This is a genomic window from Candidatus Methylomirabilota bacterium, assembly GCA_035936835.1.
Lineage (GTDB): Bacteria > Methylomirabilota > Methylomirabilia > Rokubacteriales > CSP1-6 > AR37.
Genome location: DASYVT010000151.1, coordinates 1 through 8,810 on the forward strand (window position 1 = coordinate 1; position 8,810 = coordinate 8,810).

An 8,810-nucleotide genomic window follows, 5' to 3' on the forward strand; every position below is an offset into this window, starting at 1 on the left:
CGGTCGCGGTTCCTGAATGTGATCGGGTCGGTGATGACCAGGACGGCGTCCGCCCGCTGGGCCGTGATGGCCGCGAAGGCGGCCTCGAGCTCATCCGGCTTGCGTACCTCGATCGACAGCAGGGTGACTTTGAGCCCCGGCGCTGCGGCCTGCATCGCCTTGAAGCCCAGCACCCCGCCGTGGCTGTTCGGGTTCCAAAGCACCGCCACCCGGCTGGCCTTGGGCACGGCCTCCTTGAGGAGAGCCAGCAGCTTGGCGTCCATCTCGGGCAGGAGCGATGACATGCCGGTGATGTTGCCCCCCGGACGCGCCACGCTCGCGGCAAAGCCGGAAGCGACCGGATCGCCGGCTGACACCATGATGATGGGAACCCACATTTTCGATTTGAAGGCGGAGCATCCTGGGCCATAATTGCTCAGCACCCGCAAGAAACGTGGCTCTCGAGGGTTCCTCGCTGACGCGGAGGGCGCCACCCAATGGGTGACGCGAAAGCTGGCCCGGTTCGCCTCTCGTTCAACCCCCAACTCCGCGTCGAGTTCCATGGCGCGACGGTGACCTCCTACGCCGGGCTGCTGTTGCCACGCGAATTGGACGAGCGGCTCGGCCTGAGCGCCCTGATCGAGCGACCCCCCACCGAACCCCGCACGGGACGTAACCGCCAATTCCCTCGGGCGGACCTGTGCCGACAGTCCGTCTAGAGCCGCCTGGCAGGGTACGAGGATACCACCGATGCGGAGCGGCTCGCCGAGGACCCCACCGTTCGAATGCTGGTCTCCCGCGAGCGGCGGGAGACGACGGTCACGTCGAGTCCGTCTGCTATCATCCGCGCTTCGTCTTCAACCACGAGGGCGACTGCCTAGCCGCCACACTCCGGCCGGGCAACGTCCACAGTGCAGACGGATGGGGGAAGATCCTTCTGCCCGTCATTGACCGGTCCCAGGCTCGAGGGCAGACCGTCGTCGTCCGCGCCGACGCGGCCTTTGCCCTCCCGGCCCTGTACGAGACCCTGGAGCGGCGAGGCGTGGCGTACGCCATCCGGCTCCCGGCCAACGAGGTGCTGGAGCGGGCCGTCGAGGACCTGCTCATCCGGCCGCGCGGCCGGCCGAGCCACGCCCCGCTGGTCCGCTACCCGAGCTTTCAGTATCGAGCCGCCTCCTGGGACCGGCCTCGGCGCGTGATCGCGAAGGTCGAGCATCGCCTTGGGGAACTCTTTCCTCGGGTGGACTTCATCCTCACCACGCTCACGGGGACGAACCGCGCCGTCGTCCACTTCGACAACCAGCGCGGGACGGCAGAGCAGTGGATCAAGAAGGGCACAGACGCCGCCTAGTGGACGCGCCTCCATTGCCACGCCTTTCGGGCCCACGAGGTGCGGTGGCTCCTCGGGGTCATCGCCGACAATCTCGGCACCCTCCTGCGTCGGCTCGCTCTCCCCCTGACCATGCAGAGTTGGTCGCTGACGAGCTTGCAGCAGCGACTGTTCAAGACCGGCGGCCGCCTGATCCGGCATGTCCGGTACTTCATCCGCCAGCTGGCCGAGAGCAACTTGACTCCGACTCTCTTTGGGCAGATCCTCGGGCGCATCGAGCGGCTCGCGGGGCATCCGACGTGATTCCCGAGTCCTGCACAGGGAGCGGAGGAAGGAGCAGCGAGAGAGGGCCGCGGTGGCGGTGTCGTTGCACGACACGGTCGGAGTGACCACACTCGGAGGCAACGGGCTGCACCGGCCTCAGGGGATCCCAGAGTGGCTGCCGTTGCGTGTTGGGACGTGTTGACGAGCTGGCCCGCTCGGTGGACGCCGTCACCGGGGCGGCGATCGGTCCATATCGGAAATCCCAGCTGAACCTTTTCGGAGGGATCAATGATGCCACGGCGTTCCGTCTTCGCACTGACCGTGGTCCTGACGTTTCTCGTGGCGGCATGTGCGGCGCATGGGACGGAGGACAGTGAGAACGCGAAACTCATCGAGGCGCTCAAGGGCGCGAGAGTGTCGTTGGAGGCAGGATTGTCGGTCAGCGAGCGTCTAGGCATACCAATCTCCGCGGAGTTTGAGATAGAAGATGGGCGCCTCGAATTAACCGTCTACATCACAAAGGGGGCCGAACTCCTGGACGTCACCGTGGACCCCAAGACAGGGGTGGTGGCAAGCGTCGAGCCCATTGCGGATGGCAAGGAAGTGCGGCTGGCGAAGGGCTATCGTGAGGCGATGCTGAAGGCCAGGGTGTCACTCCGTGCGGCCACCGAGCAAGCGGTGAAGGCGAACCCAGGGTTCCGGGCTGTGAGCATCGTGCCCATGCTGAAGGATGGGCATCCGGTTGCGGAGGTGGTGCTCTTCAGGGGCCAAGAACTCAAGGAGATCTCAGTGGCGCTAGAGTGAGGCCGGCAGGCCTGCCCATCCCATGCGTACAAGCGTGGAGGGCGCTACACAGCCACGGCGCCCCAACGACGGCGGTGACGGCAGGTGACGTAACGCTGTGCCAGCGGATCCCCTCTACATGGGAATGAGCCTGCGGCAGCGCCATCGCCATTCCAGCTCGACAAATTCGCATCTTCCTTCTCTTCTGGATTGCCTTGGCAGGGGCCGACAAGTGGCGGCGGTCAAGGGCGAACGGAGGCCACTTAGCCGACTGCGTGGACGCCGTGAGGTCGGGTTTGATCACAACATCTTATCCAATTTGCCACCTTGAGAGGTACACTCCAATGCTATCCTGACGATCCCGGTGTTCGAACCTGACCCCTGTGGGAGGCTGCGTCATGGCCCAAGAACCCTCCGTCTTTTGGTACCGTGAAAGTGGCACACCGTATGAGTATCACAGCTTCGCCGCACGGTCCTTCCTGTTCACAGGGCGGACGGCATTCCAAGAGGTTGCCATCCTCGACACCCAGGAGTACGGGAAGATGTTGGTCATTGACGGGCGGACGCAGTCGGCCGAAGAAGACGAGTACATCTACCACGAAGCCCTCGTGCACCCGGCGATGCTCACTCATCCGGCGCCCCGCCAGGTACTGATCATTGGGGGCGGGGAGGGCGCGAGCCTGCGGGAGGTCCTGCGCTATCGTACTGTCGAGCGTGTCGTGATGGTGGACATCGATCGGGAACTCGTGGAGCTCTGCCAGAAGTGGCTGCCGGAATGGCATCAGGGTGCGTTTCAGGACCCACGGGTCGAACTCGTGTTCGCCGACGGCAAAGACTACATCGAGCACACCTCGACGACCTTCGACGTGGTCATCGTGGACATCTGCGACGCCTTGGAAGAGGGCCCGGCGTTAGCCCTCTACACGGAGAGCTTCTATCGAGGTGTGCAGAGGCGCTTGGCCGCAGGGGGGCTCCTTGTCGTACAGGCGATGGAGCTGTCCGGCCTCGATTACGTCGATCACGTGCAGGTGCGTGACACGCTCAGCCTGGTCTTCCAAGTCGTGAGATCCTACGTCACCTTCATCCCCTCGTTTTGGGCCGACTGGGGGTTTCTCATCGCCTCGAATAGCCTGGATCCGGCCGGCGTGGCGCCTGACCTCCTGATGGACCGTCTGCGCACGAGGGGAGCCACCGGCGTCGAAAACTTGGCGCCCCAGCTGGACTTCTACGACCCCGACGCGCATGTCCGCATGTTTGCGCTGTCGAAGGACGTCAAGGCCCGCCTGAACCATCAGACACTGCCTAGGGACACCCCACCCGCCCGCGCTCAATGACCTGGGGTCGCTTTCTCTGGCGCTACGCGACCCACCGGAAGGACCTGTGCGCGGCCCTCCTTGGGCTGGCGGTCGTCGTGGCGGCGGCGGAGCTGACGCTCCCGTGGCTTCTTCAGCAAGCGATTGACACGGCGCTTGGAGAGGCCCACGGCTCGAGCCTCGACCGCTGGGTCCTCTGGATGCTGGGGCTGCTCGCGCTACTTTACGTCGCGCACGCGGGGCTCCTCCAGGTGGAGGCGCGCGTCCTCTACGCCGGCTCCTACGCCCTCCGCCGCCGGCTCTACGTCCACTTCCACAGCCAATCCCTGGCGTTCTTTCATCGCCACAAGACCGGCGAACTGATGCATCGCGTGACCAGCGATGCGGCGCTCTTCGAGGATCACGCGGTGGAGTTGTTCAGCGATCTGCCGTTTGAGGTCCTCACCGTAGCAGGCGTCTTGAGCGTGATGGCCTGGTCGGACGTGCGGCTGACGGGCCTGGTGGTCCTGTTCCTGATTGTGGCTTCGGGGATCACCGCCTATGTGGGGCGGCCCCTCCCGACGTTGCGGAAGTCCATCCAGAACATCGGCTCCCGATTGGCCGGTCGACTGCAGGAGACGCTCGCCGGTATTCGCACGGTCCATGCCTTCAAGAGCGAGCGGTACGAACTTCAACGGCTTGACGAGGCGAACCGCACGATCCTGCACGGAGAGCTTCGGGCGGCGGGCCTTGAAGCCCTGTTGGTGCCGGTGTTCGAGCTCATGGAGCTGCTGGGTGTCGTGGTGGTGGTCTGGTACGGGGGGCACCTCATCCTGGGGAAGCAGATCACGGCCGGCAAACTCGTGGCGTTCATGGCATACATGGAGATCCTCGCGGGGCCCGTCAGCCGGGTCGGAGGCTTCTACCGGCATCTCCAGACCTGCCGCGCCGTCGGTGCTCGTTTGCAGGAGCTTCTCGCCGACCACGAGCCGCTGCCGGCTTCGAGCGGTCGGCGCCCCAGTGAGGATCGGTGGGATATTCGGATGGAGACGGTGTCGTTCCGCTATCCGGGTAGTACCCGGGAGGTGCTGCGAAACCTCACCGTCACCGTGAAGCCCGGCGAGGTGGTCGCCGTCGTGGGGCGGAACGGCGCGGGCAAGAGCACGCTAATGGATCTCCTGTTGCGCTTCTACGACCCGACCGAAGGCCGCATCGTCGTGGGGGGGGTCGATCTCAGGGAGTGGGATCTTGATCTCTGGCGGAAGTCCGTGGGGCTGATGACGCAGGACGTGTTCCTCTTCTACGCGACGATCGCGGAGAACATCGCCTATTGCCGACCGGAGGCCAGCCGGGAGGAGATCGAGGAGGCGGTGCGCGAGTCGGGCGCTGACCGCGTCATCCGCCGACTTCCGCAGGGCCTCGACACCGTGGTCGGGGAGCGGGGGGCGAAACTGTCCGGGGGGGAGCGCCAGCTGGTCGCCCTGGCCCGGCTGTTCTTGAAGCAGCCGCGGCTGCTCGTACTGGACGAGCCGACGGCCCATCTGGACGGCGAGGCCCTGCATCAAGTCGGAGCGGCGCTCAAGCCACTCATGGCGGGGCGCACGACCTTCGTGGTGGCCCATCGACCCGAGACCATCCAGCTTGCGGAGCGGATCCTGCTGCTCGATCAGGGAGGTCTGATCGCAGATGGATCCCGCGAGGCCCTGCATACTGACAGCGGGCTCTACCGCACGCTTTTGGCCGAGATGGCGGCCGCCCCTGAGCGGCGACGAGCGTAAGCGGGGACCCATGCAGAGGCTGGGACGCCATCTCATCGTGGAGCTCTTCGACTGCGCCCCCGAAATCCTGAATGATCTGGAGGCCGTGCAGACGATACTATTGGCGGTCGCTCGGCGCGCCCGGGCGACCATTGTCGGAAGCACGTTTCACCAGTTTTCTCCGTTCGGACTCAGTGGGGTGGTGATCATGAGCGAGTCCCACGTGTCGATCCACACCTGGCCGGAGCATCGGTACACTGCGGCGGACATCTTCTCCCGCGGTGAGGCATTCAGGCCGGACGTGGCAGTTGAGTCCGTGATTGCGGCGCTCGGCGCCCAGCGCGTGTCGGTGCTCGAGGTGCAGCGCGGTATTCTCCCGACGTCGCTCGGTCCCGGAGCTGTGGCGGCGGCCCGCACGGCCCCAGCTACGTATGAGCACGGGAGGGCGACGGGTCAGCCCAGAGTGCTCGGATGAGGAAACACACCTGCTTGGGTGGCTGGGTGACCTCGTGGTGTGTCCTGATCGCGCTCGGCGCGATGCTCATCGCGTCTCCTGCTGCGGGGGATGACACCGCGCCGCTGGCCCTCGACGACTTTTTCCCCCTCGTGACCCGGAGACCTGTCCTCGAGCGAGAGCTCTGGGTCCGAGTGAGCGACACGAAGAGGCGAGACGGCCGAGAGTCGACGATCGCCCCAGCTCTGGCGATGCCGATTGTGTCGTGGTGGCAGCTGACGCTTGAGATGCCGGTCGTGTTCACGAATCCACGATTGGGAGATGGCGCGGGGGGGACCGGTGACCTCGAACTGGAGAGCAAGTTCCTGGTGTTCCAGTCGACTGACTCGCGCACGCAGCTGTCGACAGGGTTCAGCCTGACACTGCCGACGGGCTCGGAACGGCGGGACCTGGGTGGCCAGTTGGCCATCGAACCGTTCCTCTCGGCTGGCACGATGCGGGGCCGGTCATACCTCGTGGCGGAGATTGCGTACGGCTGGAACCTGAACGACGGAGGGCCGCACCCGAAAGGGCAGACGCTGACGGCAGGCGTGGCGGCGGGTTATGCGGTTCGGCCGTGGCTGATTCCTCTGTTGGAACTGACGACGGTGACCAGAGTCGGAGGTGCCCCTCAGCCAGGGGATCGGGATCGTCGGGGGCAGCCACAGCTCTACATTGGCCCTGGCGTGAATTTCCAGCTCCTCCGAGAGGTGACGCTGGGCATCGGGTTTCAGCTACCGGTGACGAACGCGAGAACCTTCGACTACGCCCTCCATGGCACTTTGAACTGGAGCTTTTAACCCCTCGCTAGGTGTAGCCGGACACGTGGAGCTCTCCTGGACCGTGGACCGCTTCCCCGCCGAGTGTTACAAGCTCCGTGATCGTCGCCGAGGTGTGGTGAACTCTTGATTTCCTCATCTAGCGCCTTGCCGAGGGGTACTGCAGGTGCCTTATGTGGCCTTAGAGGAGGCCGGGGAGAGAGAGGGTCTCGAACCACCCGCGGGATTCAAATCCGCTGGACCATGGTGTTGAGTCAACATCGGGTACGTGGCTAACCGAGAACAGCAAGCGTGTAGCGGACTGTAAACACGGGCTCGAATGGCGACTGACCTCCACGTCCAGGTTCGCAGCGAACTGGATTCGGTACCATCGCTCAGCGAAATCCAGTCCAATTGCCATATTCCCACTTAGACGATCGATTTGCCGGCGTCTACCATCAGCGTGGCGCCGGTGATGTAGGAGGACTCGTCGCAGGCCAGGAAGAGAATCGGGTAGGCGACCTCCCGCGGCTCCGCCCAGCGCCCGAGGAGGTTGTCCTGTGAGCGCTGGTCGCGCAGCTGGGCTTCTGAAACGCCCTGTGCGGCGGCGCGGCGGATGTGAAAGGGCGTGATCGTCCCGCCCGGGCACACCGCGTTCACGCGGATGCCGTGGGGCGCTTCCTCAACGGCCAGCGCGCGGGTGAATCCGAGCACGGCGGCCTTGGTCGTGTCGTACTGGCCCATGCCCGCCCGCCCCTTGACGCCGTAGACGGACGAGACGTTGACGATGGAGCCCCGCCCGCCGAGCCGCAGCGACGGCAGCGCGGCCTTGCAGCAGTACGCCGTGGCGAGAACGTTGACGCCGAGGATGAACTCCCAGCCCTTTGGGTCGGCCGCCGCCAGCGGCGCGTAGAGCCTGACGCCGGCGACATTGACCAGGGTATGCAGCGCGCCGAAGGCCGCGAGGGTGTCGTCCACGACGCGCTGGGCCTCCACCTCGCTGCTGAGATCGGCGACCATCGCCGAAACGCGCGCGCCGGCCACCGCCTTGGCGATGCCGGCCGAGGCCGCCTCGACCGCGGCTTTGTCGCTGTCCACGAGGGCGACACTCCCACCCTCTTCGGCGAATAACCGGCCCGTCGCCTCTCCGATGCCGCCTCCCCCGCCTGTGACGAGGGCGACGCGCCCAGTCATGCGCGAAGCCATGCTGCTCCGCTCAGGCCAGGGTCAGGTGGCCGCCGGGCTTGGCGACAACGCGCCCCATCGCGCCCTCGACCCAATTGGCCCCAGCGGGCAACAGGAAGGAGGTCGAGCGCACGCAGAAGGATTCCGGGCTGGCCTCGGCGGGCAGCTCCCCTCGCTCGTGGAGCGCCCTCGCCAGGCCCATGAGCCGCCTGCGGACGTGAATGATCGCCGTATCGCTCGTTCCCAATCGCTCCTGAGTGCGATCCACGATGGGCCCCTGGCTCTCCTGGATGGCCTGGTCCTGCACGCCGAAACCCGGGATGCCGCAGAACATGCGGGTGCGGTGCGCCTCCCAGTCCATGCCGTAGTCGTTGCCGCGGTTGGCCGCGGTGCGCACGTCGCCGTAGGCGTCGGACGTCGCCGGCGCATAGTCGCAGACATGCGCCCCCTTGCCCGCGATATGCAGGGCCCGCTCCTCGTCCGTGAGCTCGCGGTCGGGGTGCCACGTGACCATCCAGTTGACGACATGCGTGTCGTCCATGGGCACCCAGATATGCGACTGCGTCATCTTCTCGTCGCGGTCGGTCGGCGGCATCGTGTAGAAGGGCATGAGGAACTGGCTCACGCGCCAGTAGTGCTGCCCGTCCGGCCACGACCGCCGCGCGCCGATGAGCGCCCCGTAGTCGGTGTCCGCCACCTCGAAGCGCGGGGCGCGGTCGGCCGTCTGGACGGTCTCGCCGATGCCGAAGCTCGCCCGGTCGAGCTCGCGCGCGATCTCCGTGTCGGTGTGGCTGATCGGCGCGTGGAGGAACGAGATGTGGCTCGAGTCGATCCCGCCCTCGAGCGCCTGGAACCAGTTGCACTCCTGGACGCGCTTGGAGATGAGCGTGTGGGGCTCCGGCAGGAGGGTCCACTCGAGCTGCGGCAGCGGGGGCGGTGGGCTCGCGGGCCCCCCCGCAGTTCCCCCCG

Annotated in this window: 8 protein-coding genes and 1 pseudogene; 6 read left to right on the forward strand and 3 right to left on the reverse strand. The window is 66.0% G+C overall.

The features are described 5' to 3' along the window. On the reverse strand, positions 1-377 hold a 377-nt coding region (locus VGV06_13920; protein HEV2056250.1), incomplete at its 3' end, for an ABC transporter substrate binding protein. Between the two features lie 99 nt (positions 378-476). Here VGV06_13920 and VGV06_13925 point away from each other — a divergent pair. From VGV06_13925 to VGV06_13950, 6 genes and pseudogenes are all read left to right on the forward strand, one after another. Next, a pseudogene (locus tag VGV06_13925) lies at positions 477-1,612 on the forward strand (IS1380 family transposase). A gap of 249 nt (positions 1,613-1,861) precedes the next feature. Beyond that, positions 1,862-2,377, forward strand: a complete 516-nt coding sequence (locus VGV06_13930; protein ID HEV2056251.1) for a hypothetical protein — start codon at positions 1,862-1,864, stop codon at positions 2,375-2,377. Positions 2,378-2,754: 377 nt separating this feature from the next. Then, positions 2,755-3,690 carry a spermidine synthase gene (locus VGV06_13935; GenBank protein HEV2056252.1) on the forward strand — a complete coding sequence of 312 codons (936 nt, stop codon included), beginning with the start codon at positions 2,755-2,757 and terminating at the stop codon, positions 3,688-3,690. After that, complete coding sequence (locus VGV06_13940; GenBank protein HEV2056253.1) at positions 3,687-5,426, forward strand: ABC transporter ATP-binding protein; 1,740 nt, start codon at positions 3,687-3,689, stop codon at positions 5,424-5,426. The genes VGV06_13935 and VGV06_13940 overlap by 4 nt, the downstream gene beginning before the upstream one ends. Positions 5,427-5,436: 10 nt before the next feature. Continuing rightward, on the forward strand, positions 5,437-5,880 hold the full coding sequence (gene speD, locus VGV06_13945; GenBank protein HEV2056254.1) for an adenosylmethionine decarboxylase: 444 nt from the start codon (positions 5,437-5,439) through the stop codon (positions 5,878-5,880). A 14-nt stretch (positions 5,881-5,894) separates the two neighbouring features. Beyond that, positions 5,895-6,698, forward strand: coding sequence for a transporter (locus VGV06_13950; GenBank protein HEV2056255.1), 804 nt, complete (start codon positions 5,895-5,897; stop codon positions 6,696-6,698). 387 nt (positions 6,699-7,085) lie between these two features. Here VGV06_13950 and VGV06_13955 read toward each other — a convergent pair whose 3' ends face one another. Further along, the gene (locus tag VGV06_13955) at positions 7,086-7,850 is read right to left on the reverse strand and encodes an SDR family NAD(P)-dependent oxidoreductase (GenBank protein HEV2056256.1); all 765 of its coding nucleotides are present in this window, start codon (positions 7,848-7,850) and stop codon (positions 7,086-7,088) included. Positions 7,851-7,872: 22 nt separating this feature from the next. Further along, the coding region (locus tag VGV06_13960; protein HEV2056257.1) for an aromatic ring-hydroxylating dioxygenase subunit alpha at positions 7,873-8,810 on the reverse strand (938 nt) is incomplete at its 5' end.

What these genes read in the sequence shown, in the direction of transcription:
- VGV06_13930 (HEV2056251.1), top strand. Translation starts at nt 1,862, where the DNA reads ATGATGCCACGGCGTTCCGTCTTCGCACTGACCGTGGTCCTGACGTTT.
- VGV06_13935 (HEV2056252.1), top strand. Translation starts at nt 2,755, where the DNA reads ATGGCCCAAGAACCCTCCGTCTTTTGGTACCGTGAAAGTGGCACACCG.
- VGV06_13940 (HEV2056253.1), top strand. Translation starts at nt 3,687, where the DNA reads ATGACCTGGGGTCGCTTTCTCTGGCGCTACGCGACCCACCGGAAGGAC.
- speD (HEV2056254.1), top strand. Translation starts at nt 5,437, where the DNA reads ATGCAGAGGCTGGGACGCCATCTCATCGTGGAGCTCTTCGACTGCGCC.
- VGV06_13955 (HEV2056256.1), bottom strand. Translation starts at nt 7,850, where the DNA reads ATGACTGGGCGCGTCGCCCTCGTCACAGGCGGGGGAGGCGGCATCGGA.